This window comes from Candidatus Zixiibacteriota bacterium, from assembly GCA_040753495.1.
Taxonomy (GTDB): domain Bacteria; phylum Zixibacteria; class MSB-5A5; order GN15; family PGXB01; genus DYGG01.
The window spans coordinates 1-26,061 of sequence record JBFMEF010000058.1; the positions used below are offsets into that span (position 1 = coordinate 1).

General features: G+C 50.7%; 21 protein-coding genes and 1 tRNA gene. 4 read left to right on the top strand and 18 right to left on the bottom strand.

The window, feature by feature from the left end; all coding sequences use genetic code 11:
* The 18 genes from AB1690_03645 to AB1690_03730 all read right to left on the bottom strand — a co-directional run.
* The coding region (locus tag AB1690_03645; protein MEW6014398.1) for a hypothetical protein at positions 1-503 on the bottom strand (503 nt) is incomplete at its 3' end.
* A gap of 48 nt (positions 504-551) precedes the next feature.
* Positions 552-1,250 (bottom strand): STAS domain-containing protein, encoded by a 699-nt coding sequence (locus AB1690_03650; protein ID MEW6014399.1) that lies wholly within the window; start codon positions 1,248-1,250, stop codon positions 552-554.
* An 83-nt stretch (positions 1,251-1,333) separates the two neighbouring features.
* On the bottom strand, positions 1,334-3,340 hold the full coding sequence (locus AB1690_03655; GenBank protein ID MEW6014400.1) for a SpoIIE family protein phosphatase: 2,007 nt from the start codon (positions 3,338-3,340) through the stop codon (positions 1,334-1,336).
* Positions 3,341-3,405: 65 nt separating this feature from the next.
* The gene (locus AB1690_03660) at positions 3,406-5,235 is read right to left on the bottom strand and encodes a PorV/PorQ family protein (GenBank protein ID MEW6014401.1); all 1,830 of its coding nucleotides are present in this window, start codon (positions 5,233-5,235) and stop codon (positions 3,406-3,408) included.
* A complete protein-coding gene (locus tag AB1690_03665) occupies positions 5,232-9,551 on the bottom strand; it encodes a hypothetical protein (protein MEW6014402.1) in 4,320 nt (1,439 codons plus the stop codon). The genes AB1690_03660 and AB1690_03665 overlap by 4 nt, the downstream gene beginning before the upstream one ends.
* A gap of 269 nt (positions 9,552-9,820) precedes the next feature.
* The gene (gene folD / locus AB1690_03670; protein MEW6014403.1) at positions 9,821-10,711 is read right to left on the bottom strand and encodes a bifunctional methylenetetrahydrofolate dehydrogenase/methenyltetrahydrofolate cyclohydrolase FolD; all 891 of its coding nucleotides are present in this window, start codon (positions 10,709-10,711) and stop codon (positions 9,821-9,823) included.
* Between the two features lie 3 nt (positions 10,712-10,714).
* Complete coding sequence (locus AB1690_03675) at positions 10,715-11,539, bottom strand: TIGR00282 family metallophosphoesterase (protein ID MEW6014404.1); 825 nt, start codon at positions 11,537-11,539, stop codon at positions 10,715-10,717.
* Positions 11,540-11,548: 9 nt separating this feature from the next.
* Complete coding sequence (gene rny / locus AB1690_03680) at positions 11,549-13,114, bottom strand: ribonuclease Y (protein ID MEW6014405.1); 1,566 nt, start codon at positions 13,112-13,114, stop codon at positions 11,549-11,551.
* A 90-nt stretch (positions 13,115-13,204) separates the two neighbouring features.
* The gene (locus AB1690_03685) at positions 13,205-13,519 is read right to left on the bottom strand and encodes a cell division protein ZapA (GenBank protein MEW6014406.1); all 315 of its coding nucleotides are present in this window, start codon (positions 13,517-13,519) and stop codon (positions 13,205-13,207) included.
* A 108-nt stretch (positions 13,520-13,627) separates the two neighbouring features.
* A complete protein-coding gene (gene zapB, locus AB1690_03690) occupies positions 13,628-13,861 on the bottom strand; it encodes a cell division protein ZapB (protein ID MEW6014407.1) in 234 nt (77 codons plus the stop codon).
* Positions 13,862-13,865: 4 nt separating this feature from the next.
* Positions 13,866-16,250, bottom strand: coding sequence for a phenylalanine--tRNA ligase subunit beta (gene pheT / locus AB1690_03695; GenBank protein ID MEW6014408.1), 2,385 nt, complete (start codon positions 16,248-16,250; stop codon positions 13,866-13,868).
* Positions 16,250-17,263, bottom strand: a complete 1,014-nt coding sequence (pheS, locus tag AB1690_03700; protein MEW6014409.1) for a phenylalanine--tRNA ligase subunit alpha — start codon at positions 17,261-17,263, stop codon at positions 16,250-16,252. The genes pheT and pheS overlap by 1 nt, the downstream gene beginning before the upstream one ends.
* 16 nt (positions 17,264-17,279) lie before the next feature.
* Entirely contained in the window at positions 17,280-17,630 is a 351-nt protein-coding gene (gene rplT / locus AB1690_03705) for a 50S ribosomal protein L20 (GenBank protein ID MEW6014410.1), read from the bottom strand.
* Positions 17,631-17,658: 28 nt separating this feature from the next.
* Positions 17,659-17,856, bottom strand: a complete 198-nt coding sequence (gene rpmI, locus AB1690_03710; GenBank protein ID MEW6014411.1) for a 50S ribosomal protein L35 — start codon at positions 17,854-17,856, stop codon at positions 17,659-17,661.
* A complete protein-coding gene (gene infC / locus AB1690_03715) occupies positions 17,789-18,415 on the bottom strand; it encodes a translation initiation factor IF-3 (protein ID MEW6014412.1) in 627 nt (208 codons plus the stop codon). The genes rpmI and infC overlap by 68 nt, the downstream gene beginning before the upstream one ends.
* Entirely contained in the window at positions 18,412-20,352 is a 1,941-nt protein-coding gene (gene thrS, locus AB1690_03720) for a threonine--tRNA ligase (GenBank protein MEW6014413.1), read from the bottom strand. The genes infC and thrS overlap by 4 nt, the downstream gene beginning before the upstream one ends.
* A 62-nt stretch (positions 20,353-20,414) precedes the next feature.
* Positions 20,415-20,491 (bottom strand) — tRNA-Val (locus AB1690_03725).
* A gap of 149 nt (positions 20,492-20,640) precedes the next feature.
* A complete protein-coding gene (locus tag AB1690_03730) occupies positions 20,641-20,865 on the bottom strand; it encodes a DUF2905 domain-containing protein (protein ID MEW6014414.1) in 225 nt (74 codons plus the stop codon).
* A 163-nt stretch (positions 20,866-21,028) separates the two neighbouring features.
* Between AB1690_03730 and AB1690_03735 the strand changes: the two genes are divergently transcribed.
* From AB1690_03735 to gltA, 4 genes are all read left to right on the top strand, one after another.
* On the top strand, positions 21,029-21,940 hold the full coding sequence (locus AB1690_03735) for a 3-hydroxyacyl-CoA dehydrogenase NAD-binding domain-containing protein (protein MEW6014415.1): 912 nt from the start codon (positions 21,029-21,031) through the stop codon (positions 21,938-21,940).
* A complete protein-coding gene (locus tag AB1690_03740; GenBank protein ID MEW6014416.1) occupies positions 21,937-23,139 on the top strand; it encodes an acetate kinase in 1,203 nt (400 codons plus the stop codon). The genes AB1690_03735 and AB1690_03740 overlap by 4 nt, the downstream gene beginning before the upstream one ends.
* Before the next feature lie 65 nt (positions 23,140-23,204).
* Positions 23,205-24,086 carry a sulfide/dihydroorotate dehydrogenase-like FAD/NAD-binding protein gene (locus AB1690_03745; GenBank protein MEW6014417.1) on the top strand — a complete coding sequence of 294 codons (882 nt, stop codon included), beginning with the start codon at positions 23,205-23,207 and terminating at the stop codon, positions 24,084-24,086.
* Positions 24,083-25,558, top strand: a complete 1,476-nt coding sequence (gene gltA / locus AB1690_03750) for an NADPH-dependent glutamate synthase (GenBank protein MEW6014418.1) — start codon at positions 24,083-24,085, stop codon at positions 25,556-25,558. The genes AB1690_03745 and gltA overlap by 4 nt, the downstream gene beginning before the upstream one ends.
* Positions 25,559-26,061: the final 503 nt, after the last annotated feature.

Genomic DNA, 26,061 nt, shown 5'->3' on the forward strand with positions numbered 1-26,061 from the left:
GTCTTTATGAAATAAACCCCGTATAGATTCTCTCTCAAGAAAACCGGGAAAAACGCCCATAACCCCAGCGCTTCAATTGCTTTTAGCGACGCCTCCGGAAGTATCTTTTTAAGACTCTCCGTCTTCCCCAGATGGGCAAACTTCTTCAGATGATTCTGAATCTCCGGCGTCAGCTTGAAAGATACCGCCATCCGGTCAACTCTAATTAGCCCGTGCAGGTAGTTTACCTCCAAACGACCTTTGTAGTACCTCAGAAATAATATCCGCTCGCATCCAAGAAATTTCTTCAAAATATTGGATACCCGGCTGGCAATATCCTGCACCGCTCCTTCTCTAATATTATTCGCAATGGCAGCGACCAGTTCGTCCACTGCCTCCTCTTTCAGCGGAACGGTCCGGCGGTCCCGAAGCTTACGAATTATTATCAGGGAAGCAAGGACCACCACCAGGGCCGCCAGGATAATAATTAAGACTTTCTCTGCCATAAAGTTGAGATAATCCACTCTTCCTCTTTTAAGGTACCCAATTAAAATTTTGTGTCAATTAAAATATCAGCCCTGGTGACGTCGCTGTCGGGCGAAGCGGAAGCGGGCACGACGGGAAACAAGGTGATTTTTCCGGAGGATTTTGAATATGCCCCACCAGCCGATTTTCAAACCGGGGTGCGCTTCTTCTAATACCATCTTAAGTTCACCGATGGTATAGAACGGATCTTGCCGAATTGCCCCGAGAATCAGCTCTTCGGTTTCCTCGAGGTAAGACCCCGACGCCGCCTGGCGGGTTGCCGCCGTGGTATTTCCCCCGTCTCGGGATGTAAAACCGGGCAGTTCCTCAATGGTCGTGCCGGCGAGGCGGGCTATCGGCTCTTTTTTTTTTAGCGGGTCGGACCCCGCGGAGCTGCCGAAAGATGATTTGGCGCTGCCGAGATTCTCGTAACTGGTCAATATGTTATCGAATTCCAGGAGTTCATAAATCTCCTTTACATTCGGCACCATATTGGCAAGTTTTATATCACCCCGGTTCTCCCGGACTTCTTTGATACGGGAGATGAAGATACCCCACCCGGCCGACGAAATATAATCGACTCCGGCAAGGTCAAGAACGATATTGAATCGCTCCCGCTTCAGCAGACGCTCCAAAACCTCTTCCAGCTGCGAGGCGGTAAGGGTGTCGATTACTCCGTCCACGCGGACGACCGACACGGTATCTTCCCGCCCCCCCTCGGAGACTGAGATTTTGATATTCTCCATAGCCACAATTATAATCGATTGAGCCTTAAAATGGCACTAAAAAATTAATGAGAGAGGATGGCAGAAAATACGATGGAATTAAGTCAATTGTGCTTTTCTATTTCGACGCGCAATTCACTTTCCGTTTTGACCGGCGGGCAGCATTTCAGGGCGATAAAAGTTATATCGTCATTTTGAACCGCCATTCCGGCATGGCGGTCAATATCCTCTAAAACCAGGGCGGTTACTTCTTTGGGACTGACCGATGAATTTAACGCAATGCGCTCCCGAAACAGATTCAACAGCCGCTCCATACCATATTTTTCGCCGGTGCGGCTCATCGATTCGGTGATGCCGTCGGTATAGATGAAGACAATGTCGCCTTCCTGAAGCTCAAGCGTCTGCTCCCGCAACTTAAGCCCAAAGTCTTCGGGACGGTCCAGCGGCAAACCCAGCGGCACCCCGGAGGGATTTATCAATTCGACCCTTTTTTCGCTGCTCTTGAAGTAAAGCAGCGGATTATGCCCGGCGGAAACAAAATTTAGAGTCCTATTTTCGCTGTTGAAGACACCGAGACAGATAGTGATAAATATGCCCGGGGGAATATCATCAAGAATAAAGTTGTTCACCGCTTCAAGGATATCGTGGGGTGTCTCTTTCCCTTTCGCCTGGGTCTTAATCACGGTTCGCAGCACCGACATAACCAGTGACGCCGGTATCCCTTTTCCGGAAACATCGGCCACCAGAAGGCAATACCGCTTCTGGTCTATCGGAAAGACGTCATAAAGGTCCCCGCCGATTCTTGACGCCGCCCGGTAGAAGGCATCCAGCTGCAACCCCGGGACTTCCGGCAGCTTGCCGGGAAGGAGCATTTTCTGAATCTGCCCGGCGACTTCTATTTCCTTGGCAACCCTCTCCCGCTCGATAATGTTCTCGCGATCGCGACGCAACCGGCTCATCATTTCATTCAACGCCTTGGATATCTCGAAATATTCTTCGACGCCTTCCAGCGGAAGCTCCGTCTCAATATCTCCTGAGCTGAATTTGCGAACCCTTTCGGTAATGCGCACGATAGGGCTAACAAAATAATTAGACAGCAGGTAGATTCCGCCGATGCCGATAGCCAGCCCTATCAGCGTCAGAAAAATTATTTTTTGCCGCTCGGCATCGATTTCAGCCAGATACTGCTCGCCGGTGTAAACCATCTGGATGCCCCCGATTTTCCTCTCCCCGCTTTTGACCTCCCTGTAAAGATAGTACAGCTCTCTATCACCGTTGCCGAATTTCTGCGGCACACCTACGGCCGTTGGGTCGATATTTTCCGGCGGTTCATATTTCTTGTGAAGATTCCTGATATCCCGCGTATCGGCAAGTATATAGTCCGAAGAGTCTACGATTACCAGCCAGATTAACTCAGGGTTGGCTTCAATATAGCTTATCGCCAATTCATCAAATTCAACATCGGACCGCCGGTTCAGAACGAAACCGGCTGCCTGCGCCGCCATCGTTTTTGACAGCGCCGTGACCGTGTCGTGCAGATGTTCCCTGATTCCTTTGACGCTCCGCTCGTTGATAAGAATATATGCCCCGGCGATGATGGTCAACATTATGACAAAGGTATAAACCGAGAATTTCACCCGCAGCGTAAACATCCGTCCCATGAAAAGCCGCGCTTTCTCCGGCTGGCGCGATATCAGCCTGGTCATGCGCAGCTCGTTGAACCCTGGCGCCGAGATATACTCCACCGAATCCATTATCTTGCTTATCATGTAGAATCCAAGCCCCCCCTTGCGCCCCGACTCTACCAGTTTCTTCAGATCCAATTTGGTATCGGATTGCGGCTGAAAGGGGCGCCCCGTGTCCATCAAGGAAAATACAATCCGCCTCTGATAGATGACTATCCGTATCCGCACAAACCCCTTTTCGTACAGATAGGCGTGGCGAATGATATTAGTCACCCCTTCTTCGATGGCAAGGGTGACGGCCGCGGCATCCTTGCGCGTCATTCCGGCGTTAATGCAGGTCTCGCGTATGAGATTTTGAATCGATGGCAGAAACTGCTCTTCCGCCTGATATTCGGCGTTAATCTCTTTTATCGGCTTGTTGAACATCGATAAAATAATAAACCTTCAAAGCGCCGCCTTCAATATAAAACAGGGGTGCCGCGAGGATTAGTTTATTCCTTGCCCTGCATCCGTAAACGGGCCTGTTCAATATTGTTTATGGTATTCTTGTTGCCCGGGTAATATTTGAGCACTTCCTGCCAGAGCAGTATCGCCTTTTCATAATCGGCGTTCCGGAAATGCTCCAACGCCTCCAGATATATCTTCCAAACACGGTCATCTTTCTGCAAATCTTCAAGCTCGGTCGCCTCTTTCATCTCGGTCAAAATTCGATTCAGATAATCCTGGGCGACCAGGTTATTGGGGTCTGATTTCAGCACTTCCTCAAACCTGGCTTTGGCGTCAGACAGATTCCCCAAAGCATAGAGCTCGGCGCCTTTGCTTATCAGCTGGGCATTATTCAATATGGTTCCGTCACGGGCAATCAGCTGCTTTACCGCCACATTCCCCGGTGAAAGTTCCATCACCCGGTTATAATATGTTACGGCGTCGGCATACCGCCCTTCCCGTTCCGCTCTGGCGGCGTTGTCCATCATCCGTCGAATCTCGGAGTCACGCGCTTCAAAAACATGGTTACGCAGCTCAATAAATCTCTGATTATCAGGCGAAATCCCCAGCCCGATATTAATGATGTCAAGCGCCGCCGCATACGACCCTTTCTTATAGAAAGTCTCCGCCTGAGAGTGGTAACTGTCCAGTATCGGCTGGGTCATTTCCCTCTGCACCAGTTCTTTTTGAGCCCGCTCGGAAATCATCCGACGCATATCGTCGATATGGTCAATCCGGTTGCGCACATCCCGGTCATTCTCGTTGTACGCCAGCGAACGCTGGTAATAGACATAAGCCGAGTCAATGGCGTTGCTTCTGTAATACTTGTCCGCCAGCTCTTTGTAGAACTGAAACTGCCGACGGCGGTCATCCAGAATCAATGTACTGCCGCGGGCGCTCTCCAGCTCTTTCTGCCGCTGGATTTTTTCCGATACCGACATCCCCACCTTAAAGGAAAGCCCCAACCGATGTGAATCATCCAGGCCATCAAGAAATTTATAGCCATAATCCAGCCGCAATCTCTGATACTGAAAGCCCAATCCGAAGGTGAAATTGTCCCGGTCATATCCGGCGCGAAGCGACAGGGTTCGGCGGTAAACCGTTTCCACCCCCATTCTGATTTTGAGACTTCTCTCTTCCGGCTTTTCCAGTGAGATACCGAGATTATGATACAAATCTCGTCCCAGCGGATACTCCTTAACCCCTATACCGAGGATGACCGTAGTGGGCGTAACTTCCGATTCTTCGCCTATCCGGAGTTTGGGCGAAATAATATCCTGAAAAGTAATGCCGGCGTTCAAGTATCGATAGAGATTCCGGTAGAACGAAATATCCAAACCGGCGCCATAAGAGGAGCTGTTATCCATAGTTTGATTGACGATTTTAAGCGCCGAGCCGACCGCAAATCCCCCCTCCAAGCGGCGTCCGTAACCGAACAACATTTGCCAGGTGAAATAGGAGAATTCCCCCATCTCGCGCCAGTCGCGTCGCTTCAAAATATCCCCCGTTCCCAGGCGCATGAAGGAGACTCCAAATCCGCCGAATCGCTCGTGCGGATACACATAAGAGATTACATCGTATATGCTCCCCTCAAACAGACTGAGATGCATCAGATTGAATTCCTGCTGGTCAAGAAGGGTCAAGGCGGCCTGATTCCAGAAAATCGCCGAAGCATCATCCCCCAGTCCCACAAATCCACCCCCCATGCCTAACGCCCGCGCGCCGGAGCCGATAGAAAACTGCGACTCTCGCCCGGCATCCCCGGCGACCAGTGACACTACCGGCGCCAGCACAAGCGCCGTCAGAACTATTGCCAGATGGCAGCTACGTTTCATTTGAGCACCGCCATCTTTAATTTGTGGCTCTGACCGGAATTACCTTCCCGGAAAACTACTAAATATACTCCGTTGAGCACTATTTTACCTTCATCATTTCGCCCGTCCCAAGTGACATAATTGGCGCCCTGACGTCCCCCTTCCTCGCCGGCGGCGAATACCTTTTCATATACCTCTTCACCGCTGAGGGTGTAAACGGTCATTGTCACGGTTTCGTCAACCGCCAGGCTGTAGGCGATTTCGGCGTTTTCCCGATGAGGATTGAAGGGATTGTTTCGCGCCATGAGCGATTGTCCCAATGATGGGGGGGTGATTATGAAATTGCCGCTCAGGCGAAAATTGCTGTCGAATTCGCCGCGAACCGGCACCGGTTGATTAATCCGGGGACCGGAGGCAAAGACGGCGCTGATATCCCGATTCTCCAGCCTCAATCCAAACCCGCCAATCTCTATCCGGTCTTTGAGACGCGCCTGAAATCGCAGTAGCCTTTCTTCCTGTGACTGCATCAGGAAATCCTGAAAACGAAACTGAATATACCCGCCGTCGGTTTCGCCAAAAGCCACAGCGGCGCCATTCGATAGAAAGGCGGTACTCTCCGGTATTAATATGACGCCCGGCTCCAGCAGATTGTCCTGACTGTCGGTCAGCATCAACTCAATCGCCAGAAGCCCCACCACATTGAGAGGATTGTCGGTATTATTCCTTAGCTTGAGTTCAAATAGAATCGGCGACGACCCTTCAATGACCAGCGGTCCCTGCAGCAGATGTCCTGAGACCACCAACTCGGCATCGCCCGGTTCAACTCTGATGGGAATTTCCGCGGAACCGACCTTCACTTTCGCCGGCAAACCGGTATTCCGGTCAATCGGAATCGAGGTCAAATTCAATTCCAGTTCGGCGCTGACGGAAAAAGAAGGCGCTATCAGATTAAAATTGGCAATGCCGCCGATTTCCACCGTTTGCGATGAAGGGTCGGGGATGCCGAAATCAACACCGCCGGTCGAGAGTGTTATTTCTCCCGGCAGAGCGCCGGCTTCACCCAGGTTCCGAAGTCGCGCCGCCACGACAAAATTTTCACCATATTCGACATACCCTTCATATACGCCGCTTAAAGTATAGACCAGTTCGATTTCTGCCGGCGACTGTATCGAGACAGCGGCGGTATTATCATCCGATGGTACCGTGGTGGCGAATGGAGAACGGACCGCCGTGCGGTAGATTTTTATCGGGACTGAAAGCGATTCCGCCATCAGAGGAAGAGATATCTCTAAATCCTGCGTTGGACTCAGATTATTGCCGACGCTGGTCGCCAGGGTATCCAGCCCGTCTTCAGAGACTATCCATAGAGTAACATTTGATATGGGAGCGTCGGAGAGATTGCGCACGGTTGTCTTAATCCGGAATTCCTGCCCGTAATTGACAAATGGCGGATTGACCGTCTCCAGTTTGGTCGAGACAATCTTTATTTCTGGAAGCCCGGTCACGAAAATATTTTCGCCGTTGAAGGCAATCGTATCTGTGCGTGACGTGTACAGCTCTGTCCCTCGTGTAACAAGGCGCGGAATTAACTGCTGGTCCAGAAGCTCCAGCGAAATGTATATTTCACCGGTCGTTATCTTGTTGCGTCCAGGATGAAGCACAATCGGATTTCCCTGAAGACGCCCCTCCAGGATTCGGTCATATCCAATAAGCTGAAAAATGGAGCGGGCTGAATCCAATATCAGGTCAGCCGCGCCATCCAGTTCGATGCTGAATTCAAAACGACGCGTTTCCCCGGCCGGAATCACCCGCGGTAGCAGACTGAATCTGTTGTACGAGAGCGTTCCCCGGGGAAGAACATATAACGAATCAAAGTCAGAAATTCTCTGACGAAGGACAATCCCTTCCGTTGAGCGCAGTATTATTTCCGCGGAGAGTTTCTTATAGCCGACAGTAAGCCCGGTTTCAATCTCAGGAATCTGAAAATAAGCGCCGGACAGAGTCAGGATGCGACCGTCTGAGGAAACCGTAATCGTTTGACCGGAATCGGCGATCGCCACCTCGGTACTGTCGCTTCTTCTGATAAAATAAAGGGCGCTTACGCTATACTGAAAAGGGTCAATGGGGCGATTCAGTTCCATCTCCAGGGAAAAAGGAGGCGTAACAGAGGGGGCAATTACCGAATCGAGCGTCAGCGAGTGGGGGCGATATTGAATCAGAAGCGAATCAAGCAGATAGAGTCGATGGGTCAATTGCTGGCGGGCATAATAATCGGTTCCGTTCAGAGTATAGCGGGCGATAACCCCCAGTTGCAGGGTATCTTCGCTGTTCGGTTTCAATAAGGTCGTCTGTTTCTGCAACCGCACTCTTATATCAGACCCGGGAGGCGGCGGCTTGAGTATCAGAAGCGAATCACTGCATAGATTACCGCAGGAAACAAAATGTGAGGTCACGATTGCCGGGGACTGCGGAGCCAGGTCGCCGTCATTGATTATGGAAAGATTCAGGTCAAGATGCTGCCCGGCGAAGATGGTGTCCGACGGCAACGTTCGAAAAGCAAGGTGCAGCCCATTGTAATACAGGTCAACAATGTTACTGGTAATGCCGCCCGATGAACCATAAATGTGAATAACTCCCGCCGGTCCGTCATATATGATCTCATTTAGCGCTGAGGTCGCGACCCCCGCTATTATATCACTTCTATCATCGAGAATTCCATTCTGAAGCGAACCGTGGTCGCTATGGAATATAACCGGATTTGCGGACGCATCATAATCAGTCTTCAGATTGCCGAAACGGTCAATCATGGTCAGCGATGCTTCCCCCAGAATCGGATTGCCCAGGAACTGGGTGGCGGGAATGGTTAGTTCCATCTGTCCCAGCTCCCCGGGGAGAACCAAAACTTCGAGCTCTCTGACAGCCGTGTCAACAGCCGCTCGCAGGAGACTGATGCCGGCCTTGTAAAGATACTGCCCGGCGACACCGTCACCGTCGATGATATAAATATCATTTAAAATCGGAGAGAACCCGGAGGGGGACACGCCGTTATCCCGGAGAGTAACCGTTGCTATCCCCGATGCCGGATTGCCGAAGCGGTCCATAGCATCCGTAACATGCAGGTCCAGTCGCTCCCCGGCAGCCACCGGCGATGAACCGTACAGAACAAATGAGGATATCCTTCCGGGAAGAACCGTTATCGGACCACTGGCGCCCGTGAAACTGCCATCGGTGCAAGTAATGGTCTGGATGCCGGCCGTTTTAAGAATGAAATTATCTCCTGCAAACAGGCGCTGGCCGCTGTCGGCAGGGGTAAACTGGTAGCGGCTGAATTCATTATAATGGAATTCCCCGTTCTCATCGGAGGAGAAAAAATAGACCGAGCCATCGAAATCGAAAACTTGATTGCCAAACAGGTCGACAGCCCGCACCAGCACCGGAGAGTCAAAAACCTCACCGGCTCTCGCACTCGGCGGATAGGAAAGGATTTCGAAATTTGCTACCGTCCCCGGGATGACCGTTATGAGACCTGATGTCGCTGTCAGGTTGTCCAGGCTTGCCCGGATTTGCCCCTGCCCCAGTCCGGTGGCAATGAAATATCCTGAGGAAACGTTTCCAATCGGGTCGGAATCATCTGTGAGACTCCATTCAATCGGGGCATTGCTAATCAGGTTACCGAAGCGGTCAATTGCGGCCGCGGTGAAATAAAAAGTTTCGCCGGCGCGAACTGTTACAGCCGTGTCGGGTGAAATGGTCAAAGCGAAGGGGACATCCGCCAAAATAGCGAATCTTTCCGAAAGGGTCGGACCAAACTCCACACGATACCATTTGTTGAAAATCAGTCCGGCAATCTGATATTCCCCGGCCGTCACCGGATTCTTGATTGTCTGGAACGTAAAGGTCACTTCCGTTCCAGCCGGCGGTGACATCCCCCATCGGAAGAATATTATGATAACATTATTCTGAACATAGACTTTTCTAATCTCTAAATCAGGACCGCTGTAATTGTCGGAATAGTCAATATCGCTTATCTGATTTAAGCCAAACGACGGCGGGAAACTGAAAGAAACTCCTCCCAGTTTAGGAATACCGCCTGACGGCAACGTAATCTTTATCTGGTACTGCTCGCGGCGGTCAACGACACCCGTCTCCGGAAGCACCACCAATCGCGGTAAGGGCGGCGTTTCCGAGAGCGCCATCTCCCCCACAAAATCGCCGTCGGAATTCCAAAAGAGAATCTCCTGAAGGGTGTCAGGAATTGAGTATTCTATCTCCGCGGCAGTAAGCGCCGGAGCAGATAGAATTATGGCTGTGAGCAGAAATAGGGTAATAATTCTCATAACTTGGCAATTCAACCGTATCACCGATTCCAGCAAACATTATGCCTTAACCTGTCAATCATTGGAACGGCGGACAAAATACCAAAACGTTCAAGTTGAAGACTCAGAAATCTCTATAACTTACGGAATGATAAAGAATTAAATTGGACAATTATCGATTTTCGGCTGAGTTTCGCTCAATCTAACCGACCTGCATCAGGCGACCATGAAGTCCTACTGATTTGCTATGAACATTCCTGCACCCTATGTGAAAAGAGTTGCAAGGTCGATTACGATAGCGTTTTAAGCCGATTCTCTGCCGAAAGCACGGTGTTAGAAAGTAGCATTGCTATTGTCATTGGTCCGACACCACCCGGAACCGGAGTAATGTATGACGTTTTTTTGCGGCACTTCTCAAAATCGACGTCGCCTATTAACCTGTACCCTTTAGATGAACCGGTATCATCCACTCTATTGATGCCGACATCTATCACCACCGCTCCATCTTTGACCATTTCGGATTTGATAAAGGCCGGGCTTCCCATCGCCGCTATTAGGATATCGGCGCGACGGCAGATTTCGGCTATATTTTTTGTCCCACTATGACAGACAGTAACGGTGGCATTGGCGCCTTTCTGTTTCTGAATCAGCATCGCCATCAGCGGCTTGCCGACAATATTGGAGCGCCCCACAATAACTACTTCCTTGCCCGAGGGGTCAATGCGGTACCGTCTCATAAGCTCCATTATGCCATAGGGGGTGCAGGACTGGAAAGAGGGTTTTCCTATAAGAGTCAAACCGACATTATGAGGATGAAAACCATCGACATCCTTTTCCGGCTTTATCAGAAGGGTCACGGCATGCTCATCCAAAGGCGCCGGCAGCGGCGATTGCACCAGGATACCGTCAATATCAGGCCGTTCATTCAATTCCTGGACAATTCCGGTCAATTCTTTTTGCGTAATATCCCCGGGCTTTCTTATGACTTCCGAATAGATTCCAATCTTTTCGCAGGCTTTTGCTTTGCTGTTAACGTAAGTAATTGAGGCCGGATTATCCCCCACCAGCACGGCGGCAAGTCCCGGAATCACTCCGGCCTGCCGAAGCCGCTCGACGCGAACCTTCAATTCATCTTTTATTTCGTCCGATATCTTCTTTCCGTCAATTAATACTGTCTCCATGACTCATAGTCCCTTTACGTCATCTTCCTTCGGGCTCTCGCCACTATAGTCAATTTTGAATCTCTCAATATGCTCCGCGCCGCCATCAGCGGTATCTATGGTCACGACCGCTCCGGAAATTTTGATATCGTTGCGGGCGCAGGCAAAACGCCTGGGCATTCCCGTCAAGAATCTCTCCAGTGACGGCGCTTTTTCCATCCCGATGATAGAGTCATGCGGCCCGGTCATCCCCACGTCTGTGATATAGGCGGTTCCTCTTTCCGACACCGTCTCATCGGCCGTCTGCACATGAGTATGCGTCCCGATTATTGCCGAGACTTTGCCGTCCAGGTAATAAGCCAGGGCCTGTTTTTCGGAGGTAACCTCGGCATGAAAATCGATAATGACAATCTCCGTCGATTCCCGGATTTTTCGCAGCTCCCGGTCGGCGGTCCGAAAAGGGCAATCAATCTCCTTCATATATGTTCGCCCCATGAGATTCAAAATTGCCAGTTTCGTTCCATTGATATCGTCAATGAGAAAGCCGTTGCCCGGAACTCCCGGGGGGTAATTGGCGGGGCGCAGAAGTTTGGGCTGCTCGTTCAGGTACGGAAGTATATCAGCCCGGTCCCAGATATGATTTCCCGAGGTCTGGCAGTTTACCCCATACGAGAAGATTTTTCGTGACATCTCCGGCGTGATACCAAATCCGCCGGCGGCATTCTCGATATTGGCGATGACATAGTCAGCCCCAAACTTTTCTTTGAGTGACTTGCACATTTGAGAAAGGACAAACCGACCTGGTTTGCCCACCAAGTCGGCAAAAAATAAGACCTTTATGAGAGCCATCAAATTCTCCTATTTGGCAAATTCGGTGGCTCTGGTCTCACGAATCACAGTCACTTTTATCTGCCCGGGATATTCCATTTCCTGTTCAATCTTCTTGGCGATATCGCCCGCCAGAATCGTAGTCGCCAGGTCGTCTATGGTCTCGCACTCCACAATGACCCGTACTTCTCTTCCGGCCTGAATAGCAAAAGCCTTGGATACGCCTTTAAACGAATCGGCCAGCTCCTCCAGCTTTTCCAGTCGCTTGATATATGCTTCCAGCGGCTCCCGTCGCGCCCCCGGACGGGCTCCTGAAATCGCGTCAGCCGCCTGGACTAATACCGGGTAGGGGGTCTCCTGCGGGACATCACCGTGATGTGACGCCACGGCATTGACAATAATCGGGTTCTCCCCCAGGCGGGCAAGGAAATTGGCGCCGATTTCCGTATGCGTTCCTTCGGTTTCACGGTCAATCGCTTTGCCGACATCATGCAGCAGTCCCGAGCGTTTCGCCAGGTTGGGGTCAAGCCCCAGTTCCGCCGCCATTAACCCTGCCAGTATCGCTACCTCTTTGGAATGCTGCAGGACATTCTGACCGTACGAAGTTCTATATTTCAATTTTCCCAGAAGTTTAATAACTTCTGCATGAAGACCCTGAACGCCGACATCAAAAGCCGCCTGTTCGCCGGCTTCCCGAATCAGCATCTCCATCTCTTTCTGGGTTTTTTCCACAATCTCTTCTATCCGCGTCGGGTGAATTCTCCCATCGGTAATAAGTTTTTCCAGCGCCATTCGCGCCACCTCGCGCCGGATGGGGTCGTATCCTGAAAGTATTACCGCTTCCGGAGTGTCATCCACGATGACATCTATGCCGGTCGCTGTCTCAAAGGAACGAATATTCCGCCCCTCACGCCCGATAATTCTCCCTTTCATCTCTTCGTTGGGGAGATTCACCACCGATACCGTCGATTCCACCGCGTGGTCCGCGGCGCATCGATATATCGCCTGTATAATCAATTCTCGGGCTTCTTTCTCAGCGTTGCGCTCAGCGGTCTCTTTTATCTCTTTTATCATTGCCGCCGCTTCCACCTTCGCCTCGCTGATAAGATTTTCCTTCAGCTCCCGCTTGGCTTCTTCGGCGGTCATCTGGGCTATCCTCTCCAGTTTTTCATTCTGTACCTGAATCGCCTTCTCCAGCTCCTGTTCCCGCAACGTAATCCCCTTTTCTCTTCCACTCAGGGTCCGTTCCCGGAACTGAATATCCTTCTCCCGTTTGGCAAGTGATTCTAACCGCTTGTCAACGCTGCTTTCTTTCTCCTGTAGTCGTTTTTCGACCTTCTGGATATCGTTTCGTTTATTCTGAAGTTCCCTTTCAAAGTTGGACTTGGCTTTATACCATTCTTCTTTGGCTTCCAGAAGCGCTTCTTTCTTTTTTATTTCCGCTTCTTTTTCCGCCTCCGAAATAATCTTCTTGGAAAGTTCCTCGGCATTAGCAATCCGCGTATTGGCTATTCTTCGCAGGACCAGCCAGGCAACGGCAAACCCCGCAATTCCGGCCAGCACCGAAAACAGCACTATTAAAAGGGTGCCATTCATGCGACCTCCTCGCCTTCAATTGTGAAGGCAATCTATCTAAAAGTTCCGTCGATGAAAATGAAGATAATTAAATGAGATAGTTGAGGGATATCAGTCGGCGTCCCCTACCGGTAATTTGCTCTCCAGCAACTCAAGAATTGTTTTTGCCCGGTCCTCGACGCTGGATATTTTGTCCGATCGCTGCGCTTCAAGTTCAAGCAATTCTCCCGCAATATTTAAGGCGGCTAATACCGCCAATTTCTCGGGCGATCTATTTTTTGACTTGGAGGCTATGTCCCGCATCTTACGGTCAACATATTCGGCAACGCGCAAAATAAATTCGGGTTCGGCTGACCCCCGGATAGGATATTCTTCGCCTAAAATTACAACTTTTACAGTTTGTATCTTCTCTGATAAACCAGACATTAGAACTGTCTTTCTCAATTCTTCTCGAATTATCTTCTCGTTTATTTAAAAATACGATACCAAGATATTATTTACGGCACTAAAATCTGTCAACTAAAATATTGATACTTATGCTTGTTCCAGCATTCCCAGCTTGTCGAGGATATTCCCCAGTTTAGTCTTTATAGCATCGGCCCGCTCAGATTCCTTCCGCTCCAGTTCAGTCAGGCGCGCCTTTGCCTCGGCCAGTTCTTTTCCCAGGCGGTCCTTCTCGCTTTTCAGTATCTGATTCTCTTCCTTAAGCTTATCTATCAAGGCAACCGCCTTATTTATCCTTTCTTCCAGCCTTTCCAATGCATCCATATGGCTATCCTTCCCGAATCTCCGCCTTAAACTGATTCTTTAAGTAATCGGTGATTTTATCATATATTTCAGAAACTTCCTTGCTCTCCAAACTGCGCTCCGGGGAGCGAAAAGTAAGCGCAAACGCCAGCGACTTCTTCCCTTCGCCAACCTGTTTACCCCGGTAAAGGTCAAACAGCTCGACTTTCTCCAGTAGCGTTCCGCCGGTCGATTTAATCCCATGCATTAAATCTGCGACTTTGATAGTTTCATCGACAATCAGGGCAACATCCCGCGGCGCCGAGGGGAACTTAGGCAGCGGCCGGTATTCCGCTGACGGCAGACGGTTTCCCAGAATCGCGTCGAAATTTAATACCGCCGCGAAGGCGGACTGCTTGATGTCGAACTTCCGAAGAATATCAGCCGCGATTTCTCCCGCCCGGCCCACCTCTTTGCCATCTATCATCAGCGCGAAGGCAATCCCGGTTTCAAAGGGTAGCATATCCGTCGGATGAAATTCAATCTCCCGGAGAGCAATGGCGTCGGAAAGACCTTCTATCGCCCCCTTCAAATCAAAGAAGTCGTACTTCCGCTCCTTGCTAAACCAGTGCAGGGAAGAGTTTCCGGAGACAATTAGTCCCAGCTGCTCGGTTTCAAGGGGCGAAGCGCCCTCTGCCGCCGGATGGAACGCCTTTCCCAGTTCAAACAGCCGTATATCAAGATTTCGGTGGGCAAAATTGTGGGCGGTCGCGCGAAGAAGCGAGTACATCAGGCTATTCTGGAGCGCCGACATATCTTCCGCTATCGGATTTAAGATTTTCACCGACGGTGCGGCGCCGCTGACCGCTTCCAGCAGCCTTGGTTCGGCCATTCCGGAGCTGTAGATTTCATCATACCCCTGCGCAGTCATAATCTGTCGAATCGATTGCCGCAGGATATCATCCTCAGCCAGATGAGTGAAAAGTGGTCCAATATTCCGGTCCCCGGTCGGAATCTTATCGTACCCTTCAATCCTGGCAATCTCTTCAATCAAGTCAATCTCTCTGGTGACATCGGGACGGAAGGTCGGAACAAGCACTTCCATTGATTCGTCGCCCATCGGCTCAAACTCCAGCCCCTTAAGAATCTCTCTCATTCGCTCGGTCGTTATGCGGGTGCCTAATATCTTATTTACCCGCGCCGTTCTCAGTTTAATCTTGAGAGGGAAAATCTTTCGCGGATAGCAGTCGACTATCCCCTGAAGAATCTTGCCGCCGGCGTATTCCTGTATCAGGTAGGCGGCGCGGTTGAGCGCTTCGGTCACAATATTCGGGTCGGCGCCTTTTTCGAAACGGGTTGATGACTCGGTGGTGATTCCCAGTTTCTGACGGCTCCGGCGAATTGTGACCGGATTGAAATATGCCGATTCCAGCAAAATCTCAGTGGTGGAATCCGACACCTCCGAGTTCAGTCCCCCCATAACTCCGGCCGCAGCAACGCCCTGTTTACCGTCAGTAATAAGGAGAACTTCTCTATTCAATCGGTGCTCTTTTCCGTCAAGGGTGATGAACATCTCCCCTTCCTCCGCCCGGCGCACCAGGATTTCTTTACCGCCAAAGAGGCTGTAATCAAAAGCATGAAGGGGATGCCCCAATTCGAGCATCACTAAATTTGTAATATCGACGACATTTGAAATAGGGCGAATCCCTGAGACAAGCAGCTTCCGCTTTATCCACCATGGCGATGGTCCTATCTTCACACCTTTGATAATTCTTGCCGCATATCGAGGACAAGCCTCCGAGTCGGCGATAGATATCTTGACCCCTCTGTCAGCCCTCTCGCGGATTTCCTCCAGTATATATTCCGGCTTTCGAAGCCTCTTTCCAGCCAGTGCCGCCACATCCCGAGCTATCCCTACTGCCGACAGAGAATCTCCACGATTGGGGGTCAGGTCGAACTTAAGAACAAAGTCATCTATCCCGAGATATCGTGCCGCCGCTTCGCCTACCGGCGCGTTACTGTCCAGAACCATAATGCCGGAGTGGTCGTCAGAAAGCCCCAGCTCCCTTTCCGAGCAGATCATTCCAAACGACTCAACCCCCCGAATTTTCGCTTTCTTTATTTCTCCAACTCCTTTGAGGGTTGCGCCCACTTTTGCCAGGACCACTTTTTGTTCCGCCCGGGCGTTGGGAGCCCCGCAGATAACCTGAAGAATTTCGCCGCCTGCGTCAACTTTGGCGGTACTCAGATGGTCGCTCCCCTTGACCGGCTCAATCTCCACAATCTTGCCGACTACAAGATTTTCCAGACTGGCATCGATAAACGGCGCCGCATCCGCCTGCGTACCGCAAAGGGTAAGCCGTTCCGCCAGCTCCCTGGGCGCCCAGGAAATATTGACCAGTTCCTTTAACCAGTTATATGAAATCTGCATTAGCGAAACTGCCTGATAAAGCGAATATCATTTTCATAGAGTAATCGAATATCGGTAATCCGGTACTTCAGAAGCGCAATTCTCTCCACGCCCAGGCCGAAGGCATAACCGGTAAGTTTTTCAGAATCATATCCGACATTGCGCATCACATTCGGGTCAATCATGCCGCAGCCAAGAATCTCAATCCATCCTTCATACTTGCAAAGCTGGCATCCTTTCCCTTTGCATAGAAAACAGGTGATATCAACCTCCGCCGACGGTTCCGTGAAGGGGAAGAAACTGGGGCGGAAACGGAGTTTTAATGCTTCTCCGAAAAAATCCCGGCAGAAGGCTACCAGCACCCCTTTGAGGTCAGCCATAGTTATCCCTTCATCCACCAGGAATCCATCCACCTGATGAAATACGCAGTACGACCTGGTAGAAATCACCTCGTTGCGGTAGGTTTTCCCCGGGGTAATGACTTTTACCGGCGGCTGGCTTGATTCCAAAACTCTTATCTGGACCGGCGTCGTGTGCGTCCGCAATACCAGACCCCCGTCGAGATAAAAAGTATCCTGCATATCCCGGGCCGGGTGGTCGGGAGGAAAATTGAGCGCCTCAAAATTATAATAATCGGTTTCTATCTCTGGTCCCCGCGCTATGGAAAAGCCCATTCCGTAAAATGATTGACAGATCCGGTCAATTACGCGGGTGATAGGGTGCAGCGCCCCCTGTCTCTGTCGGATGCCGGGAAGAGTATAATCGAACGACGATGTTTGTTTGACCCCCTCGAATTTTTGGCGAGCGGTGCTGAGGGCTTCTTCCAGACGGAGCCGCGCCTGGTTGGCGGCCGCCCCGACCACTTTCCGGCTGTCTGGCGGCAAATCTTTGATGCCTTTGAGGACTGCCGTTATTGCCCCTTTGCGGCCAAGATATTTTATATCAATCGCCTCCAATTCCTGAGGCGAACGTGACCCCTCAATTGCCCTCAGAGCTTCCTGGAGAATGCCATCTATATGGTCAAGCCCGGACATTTATATATATCCGGGTCTAATTCTGTCGGGCCATTTCAGCCAATCGGCCGAAGGTGGCCGCATCGCGGGCGGCTATATCCGCCAGAATCTTGCGGTCAAGATTGACACCGGCTTTTTTCAATCCGCTGATGAAGGTGGAATAATTGATGCCATGCATCTTAGCCGCCGCCGAGATACGGGCAATCCAGAGATTACGGAATACTCTCTTTTTATTCTTGCGGTCGCGGTAGGCATAAGCCATCCCTTTATGCACCGTTTCGATTGCCGTCCGGTACAGCCGCGAGCGACCGCTGAAATTTCCTTTGGCCTTCTTAAGAATCTTCTTATGCCTTCTATGAGCGGCAACATTGTTCATTGCGCGTGGCATTGTTCAATCTCCTGAGTCAAATATAATATCATGCATACGGAATCAGCAGCCGGACTCGCTTATGGTCCGCCTTGCTCGTAATCGTCAACTTACGAAGCTTTCTCTTTCGCTTCGTTGTCTTCTTCGTCAAAATGTGCGTATGAAACGCCTTTTTCCTTTTAATCTTGCCCGTCGCGGTTTTCCGAAACCGTTTCGCTGCGGACCGATTTGTCTTTATCTTGGGCATTCTCTGGCCTCTTCGGTTTGGCTTTAATTGCCTGCGGCTTGGGATTCAGAATCACCGTCAGATTCCGCCCCTCCAGTTTCGCAGTCTGTTCTATCGTACTAATATCACTTAATTCCTGAACCACTCGTTCCAGAAGTTTATAACCGTATTCCGTGTGCGCCATCTCCCGGCCGCTGAACATCACGAAAGCCTTGACCTTACTTCCCTGCATCAGAAATTCACGAACATGCTTGGTCTTGAACTGAAAATCGTGCTCGTCAATCTTGGGACGATACCGCATCTCCTTCATCTGGACCACATGCTGTTTCTTGCGGGCTAACTTCGCCTTCTTGGCAAGCTCATACTTATACTTTCCAAAATCCATTATCCGGCAGACCGGCGGACGACTTGTGGGCGAAACCTCGACCAGATCAAGATTCGCTTCCCGCGCCCGCTCCAGCGCTTCCCGAATCGGTATTATCCCGATCTGCTCGCCGCTGGCTCCTATCAGCCGAACTGGCGATATCGAAATCTGCTCGTTAACCCGTATTCCTTTCTGGACTATATCTTCCTCCCTTATATTGCAGGCTCAATCGCCTTTTCCCGTATTTCGCTTTTCATCATATCAAGCAGCTTATCCAGCTCGAAACTCCCTTTGTCCCCTTTTCCATGTATCCGCAACGCCACCGAGCCGGAATCTTTCTCCTTGGCGCCTATTATAAGCATATATGGAATTTTCTGCAACTCCGATTCTCTGATTTTGTGCCCGATTTTTTCCGAACGGGCGTCCAATTCCGCCCTAATCGCATGCTCTCTCAACCGCAAGAGAACCTGTTCGCCGTAGGAATTGAATTCATCGGTTATAGGAAGCACCCGCGCTTGAATCGGCGCCAGCCAGAGCGGAAATTTGCCGGCGTAATGCTCAATCAGCACCCCGAAAAATCGCTCAATGGAGCCGAGAAGAGCCCGATGAATCATATATGGGCGCTTTAATTGCCCATCTTTGTCGGCAAACGACAGGTCGAATCGCTCAGGCAGATTGAAATCGAATTGAATTGTGGAGCACTGCCAGGAGCGTCCCAGGGCATCTTTTATCTTGATGTCAATCTTTGGCCCATAAAAGGCTCCGCCCCCCTGGTCAACCAGATATTTCAGCTCCAAAATCTCCAGGGCGCGCCGAAGCCCGCTCTCCGCTTTTACCCAATTGTCTTCGTTGCCGATGGCGCCGGCCGGACGAGTGGAAAGATATATATCATAATCCTTGAATTTGAACGGCTCCAGAATATGCAGGCAGAATTTTATCAGCCAGACCAGTTCATCTTCCATCTGGTCCGGCGCGACAAAATGATGCGCATCATCCTGGGTAAATCCCCGCACCCGCATCAAGCCGTGCAGTACCCCGGGCATTTCATACCGGTAAACCGTCCCCAGTTCGGCCCAGCGCAGAGGCAGTTCCCGGTAACTCCAGCGCCGCGATTTATACATCATAATATGAAACGGGCAATTCATCGGCTTTATCTGAAATTGAAGTTCATCCACGCTCATCGGATGATACATATTTTCACGATAGAATTCGGTGTGTCCCGAGCGCTTCCACAAATCGAGATTGGCGATATGAGGCGAATAAACAATATTGTAGCCGCTCTTAAAATGCTCCTCGCGCCAGAAATTCTCTATTTCGTTGCGCATCACCGCCCCCTTGGGGAGCCACAAAATAAGTCCGGCGCCGACCTCATTGGTAATATGAAACAGCCCCAGCTGTTTTCCCAGTTCGCGATGGTCCCGACGCTTGGCTTCCTCCAGACGAAACAGGTATTCATCGAGCATGCTCTTTTTGGGATACGAGACTCCATATATTCGCTGCAACATCCGGTTCTTTTCGTCGCCGCGCCAATAAGCGCCCGAGGAGGAGATTAATTTAAACGCCTTCACCACGCCGGTGTTCGGAATATGAGGACCGCGACAGAGATCTTCAAAACTGGAATGTTTATAGACGGAAACTCGCTCATCCAGAATATCCCGCTCCAGCATCTCGACTTTGTATGTCTCCCCTTTCCGGCGATAATGCTCAATTGTCTCCGCCCGGCTGACTTCTTCCCTCTGAAAAGACGCCTTCTCGTTTATTATTTCCGCCATCCGGGTTTCAATCTTCTGCAGATCTTCCGGCGAAAACGGCTTCTCCATTTCAAAATCATAGTAAAAACCTTCCTCTATCGGCGGACCGATTGCCAGTTTCACTCCCGGATAGAGTTCCTGAACGGCCTGCGCCATTATATGGGCGGTGGAGTGCCAGAATACCTGCTTTCCCTCAGGGGTATCAAAGGTCAGCACTTCAAATGGGGCGTCACTGTCTATCCGACAGGAAAGGTCTTTCACGGTACTGTTGACTTTAACTGCGATAGCCTCTTTTGCCAACCGGGACGAAATTGCTTCCGCAATCTCGCGTCCGGTGACTCCTTTTGGAAAGGGGCGCTCCGAGCCGTCCGGTAATCTTATCTTAATCTGCTCTGAACTCATTAATTATTATAATTATAAGCGGGAACAAACCATACTTAATACGGCTTATTTCCCGCTAAATATGGTGGGCGATACTGGAATCGAACCAGTGACCCCTTGCATGTCAAGCAAGTACTCTAACCATCTGAGCTAATCGCCCAATCATTAATCAACTATATTTGCTTAATTCGGCCGAATTCATTAAGCCTTAAAGTTTATATTCTAATATCGATAATGTCAAGCAAAATATTATAAGACAACAGACTAAAAGGGTTTCATTGAGACCCGCAGGTCGGCCCTTTCATTCTTTTATTTCCCGCCTCTGAAGAGATTTATGATTATGGTCAGAAGCAAGGAAATAAGAAGCATCGTAGCAATGGGGAAATATATCCGGAAATTGCCGGTCCGCCAACTCAGGTCACCCGGCAACCGCCCCAAAAACGGAATCTTTCCGGAAAAGAGAAGAATGATTCCGGTAATAATCAGCCCTATCCCCAACAATATCAAAATCTTGCCTGTTTGAATGTATTTCACGATAGAAATCTATCGATTTTTCGCCCTGCCGTCAATATCCCCCTTTCCCTTGCAGACACCCAAATAGTTCATTTCCCCTCAGAAAATTGTTGCGGGTAAAATCTCAGATGATATATTTGTAGGTGATTGTTACTTTTTTCACATATTGGCAGAGGTTTTTGGTATGCCGGAACATATGATTATTATTGTCGGCGCCGGGGTCATGGGACAAGGCCTGGCGGAGGCGATTGCCACTACTGGTCAGGAGGTAATCTTACTTGACCGGACTATCAAAATGGCTAAGGAAGGAATTGATAGAATTGGGGACAGTCTTGACCACGCCATTCAGCGCTGGGGGATGACTGCCTCCGACAAGAAGGCAATATTATCTCGCATCACCCCCTCGGCTGACCTGCAGGTTGCCAAAGAAGCTCATTTGGTTATCGAGTCAATACCGGAAAATATTCGCCTTAAGCGGGAACTGCTGGCAAAACTTGATGACCTCTGTCCGGAAGAAACCATTTTTATTACCAATACCGCCACCCTTTCAATTACGGAACTGGCCGCTGTTACCAACCGCGCCGACAGGATTATCGGCATGCATTTCTTGAATCCTGTTCCCAAGATTCCGGTGGTCGAAATCGTTCGCGGATTGAACACCTCCGACGCCACTTATCTTAAAGCCCGCGAATTTGCCGATATGCTTGGCAAGACGCCGGTGCTGGTGTATGAATACCCCGGTTATGTCACCACGCGAATCATTGTGCCGCTCTTGAACGAGGCAATGCATGTCTTGATGGAAGGGGTCTCCACCGCTGACGATATCGATACCGCCATGAAACTTGGTTATGGCTTCAATGTCGGTCCGCTGGCGCTCGCCGATATGATGGGACTGGATGTGGTCATGTCCTGGATGGAGAATCTTCTGGCGGAGCTCTCCGAACATAAATATAATCCCTGTCCTCTTCTGCGAAAGATGGTTCGCGCCGGGCAGCTGGGGGTCAAGACCGGACAGGGGTTTTTCAAATATGACAAAGAAGGGAACCGGATTCCCGGTGAAGGTTCTTCATTTGTCGGTTTGCGGGTAGAAAAATGAATATATTAGTTCTCAATTGCGGCTCCTCTTCCATAAAGTATCAGCTTTTCAATATGGACCAGGAGTTCACTCTGGCGAAAGGGATGGTCTCCCGTATCGGAATGACCGGCGCGGTTGTCTCGCACAAGCCGTTCGACCGCCCCGAAGTGAAAGTTTCCGGCGAAATCCTTGACCATATCGTCGCCACCAGTTATGTGATTTCGATACTTCTTTCGGCAAATCACGGGGTAATCAAAGATAAATCTGAAATCCATGCCGTAGGTCATCGTGTGGTGCACGGCGGCGAGCGCTTTACTCAGTCAGTGTTGATAACCGATGAAGTCCTCAGCGAAATTCGTAATCTAATCGACCTCGCCCCTTTACATAATCCTCATAATATCCGGGGGATACAGGCTTGCAAGAAGACTCTCCCCAATATCCCGCAAGTCGCCGTATTCGACACGGCGTTTCATCATCAGATGCCTCCTTCGGCATATGTTTATGGCATTCCCTATATTCTCTATAAGAAATATGGGATTCGTCGCTACGGCTTCCATGGAACGTCTCACTACTTCGTTTCCCAGCGCGCGGCCGATATCATAGGCAAGCCGCTCAGTGAACTGAAAGTCATCACCTGCCATTTGGGCAACGGCGCCTCTATCGCAGCCGTTGACCGCGGTGTCTCTATCGATACCTCTATGGGATTCACTCCGCTGGAAGGATTGCTGATGGGCACTCGCTCCGGCGACCTTGACCCGGCCGTCATTCTACATATTATGGGTCGCGAGGAACTCTCTTTGCATGAAGCCAATACTCTGCTGAATAAGCATTCCGGCCTTATCGGTATCTCCGGTGTATCCTCCGATATGCGGGAGATTATTGAAGCGGCCCATTCCGGACATACTAACGCCAAACTGGGACTTGATATCTACTGCTACCGTCTGAGAAAATATATCGGCTCCTATGCCGCGGCCATGAATGGGCTGGATGCTCTGGTCTTCACCGCCGGTGTCGGCGAAAATTCACCGGTCGTGCGGGAACTGACCTGTCAGGGACTTGAATTCCTCGGCGCCGGCATCGACCCGGAGCGCAACAATGGCGCTATCGGTAAAGAAATGGTAATATCGCGTGACGATGCCCGCGTGAAGATTCTGGCGATTCCGACCAATGAAGAGCTGGTTATAGCCCGCGATACCAAGAATATCATTTCTAAATCATGAAAGTGAAGGGCTCAGCGCTGATTCAAACTGCAGATATATGAAAACAAGATAGATTTGGAGGCATTTTGTTCAAGATACTGGACAAGAGAGAACTATGTGAGAAGGTACATCAGTTTCGTATTGATGCCCCCCGCCTGGTTCAAAAAGCAAATGCGGGACAATTTGTCATCCTCCGCAAAGATGAAGCCGGCGAGCGTGTGCCTATGTCTATCGGCGGACTCGACAAACAGAACGGCATCCTTACGGTCGTAATTCAGGAAGTCGGCAAAACATCAGCTTCGATGAACCGGATGAAGGCCGGTGATTTTTTTGCTGATGTGGTCGGTCCCCTGGGTCTGCCTACACATATCGAAAGATTCGGTCATGCTGTCTGCATCGGCGGCGGGGTTGGTATCCCCCCCATCTTCCCTATCGCTCAGGCTTTGAAAGAGGCCGGCAATAATGTCACCACCATCATCGGCGCTCGCACTCGAAACCTGCTGATATTCGAAGAGGAACTTCGATCGGCATCCGACCGCCTGCTGATTTCTACTGATGACGGCTCTTACGGCACTCATGGATTTGTCACTTCCGTTTTACAGAGACTGATTGCCGACGGTGAAAAAATCGATATGGTCATCTGTGTGGGTCCGGTCCCGATGATGAAAGCGGTGGTCAATACGACTCGTGAACCGAAAATAAAAACATTTGTCAGCCTTAATCCGGTCATGGTCGATGGCACCGGCATGTGCGGCGCCTGCCGGGTCACCGTAGGCGGCAAAACCCGCTTTGCCTGCGTTGACGGCCCGGACTTTGACGGACACCTGGTTGATTTTGACGAGATGACCAAGCGGATGAAAATGTATGTTCGCTACGAGAAAGTCGCTTACGAAAGATTTCTTGAGGATGACTGCCGTCTGGGCAAGCAGGTCAAAGCGATGAACGAAACTTCAGGGAGCAAGTCATGACGGAAGAGAAAAAAGGGAACCCTCTCGAGAAAAAGGAACGGATGAAAATCCCCCGGCAGAAGATGCCGGAGCAGGAACCGGATATTCGGGTAAAGAACTTTAAAGAGGTGCCGCACGGTTTGACCCCGGAGTTGGCGATTCGAGAAGCCCAACGTTGTCTTGCCTGCCCCAAGCCTCCCTGCATTAAAGGATGTCCGGTCGAGGTCGATATTCCGGAGTTTATCCGGATGGTCGCCGAGGGGGATTTTGTCGGCGCCGCCAAGAAGATAAAAGAAACCAACGCCCTCCCGGCTATCTGCGGACGAGTCTGCCCGCAGGAAGAGCAGTGTGAGAAATTCTGTATCCTGACCAAGAAATATAACTCGGTCGGAGTCGGCAATCTCGAACGTTTTGTCGCCGACTATGAGCGCGAGCAGGGCGAAATTGAAATTCCGAAACTGCCTCCCGCTACCGGCAAGAAGGTTGCCGTGGTCGGCTCCGGTCCCGCCGGTTTGACAGTTGCCGCCGATCTGGCCCAGATGGGACATAAGGTCACCATCTTCGAAGCCCTTCATAAACCGGGCGGCGTTCTCATATACGGCATCCCGGAATTCCGTCTGCCCAAAGCCATTGTGAAATCAGAAGTCGAATATCTTCAGAAACTCGGAGTGGAGATTCATACCAGTTATGTTGTGGGGAAACTCGACACCGTCGATGAGCTGTTTCAGATGGGGTTTGACGCCGTCTTTATCGGCACCGGAGCGGGACTGCCCAATTTCATGAAAATCGAGGGGGAGAATCTGAATGGCATCTATTCCGCCAATGAGTTTTTGACCCGCAGCAATCTGATGGCGGCATACGATTTCCCGCATCACGACACCCCGATATTTGTCGGTGAAAACGTTGCCGTCCTCGGCGGGGGAAACACCGCCATGGATTCAGTCCGCACCGCTCTTCGGCTTGGCGCCAAGAATGCCTATATCGTCTATCGCCGAAGTCGCACGGAAATGCCGGCTCGTCTCGAAGAAATTCATCATGCCGAGCAGGAGGGGGTTCAATTCATGTTCCTGACTAACCCGCTCAGATATACCGGTGACGAAGAGGGCTGGGTGAAGGCGATGGAATGTGTGAAAATGGAGCTGGGCGAGCCTGATTCCTCAGGGCGCCGCCGTCCTGTCGAAATCCCCGGTTCCAATTTTGTTCTCCCGGTCGATACCGTGGTAGTGGCGGTCGGAAATTCTTCAAATCCGCTCATACCGCAGACTACGCCCGGTCTCAAAACCAACAAGTGGGGGAATATAGAAGTAAATGAAGCGACCATGATGACCTCTCGTCCCGGCGTATTTGCCGGCGGCGATATTGTGACCGGCGGCGCTACGGTGATTCTGGCGGCTGGCGCCGGAAAGGTCGCCGCTCGCGCCATTCACAAGTATGTGATGGGGATTCCCTTTGATGAACCGAAACCGGCGGAAGGAAAAGTAGCGACAAAATAGAAATTCATCAGGACCAATTACTCTGCACAGCTTTGCCGCCCGATAGTTCATGTCGGGCGGCAGTTTTTTTGGTTGCCGACGGTTATCGCCGAAAAGGTCAAAATCCCCCCCAAGCCTTGTGTGCATCGCCAGGCGCGAGTGGGGGTATTGACAATCTCATCAACTTTTTCGTGCCTGGCAGATGTCCAAATCTGCTGGTGAATCATTTTTACGCGCCGTATGTCAAAATCCCCCCAAGCCTTGTGTGCATTGCCCGGCGTGAGCGGGGGTTTTGACATCTTCGATTGCATCGTTCTTAGGTCCGCCCCCTATCGAAACGTGAACTGACGCACTCTGCTCTACGAAAGACTTTGCGGGCAGGGGTGAACCCTGCCCCTGCAAAGGATTACCATCTTCCAGCACAGAGGAGTGACGCCAAAGTAAGTAACGTCATTGCGAGGAGCCACTCGTCTTCCCCGTATCAACGGGGAATGCCTGATGCGACAAAGCAATTCCTCTTTTTC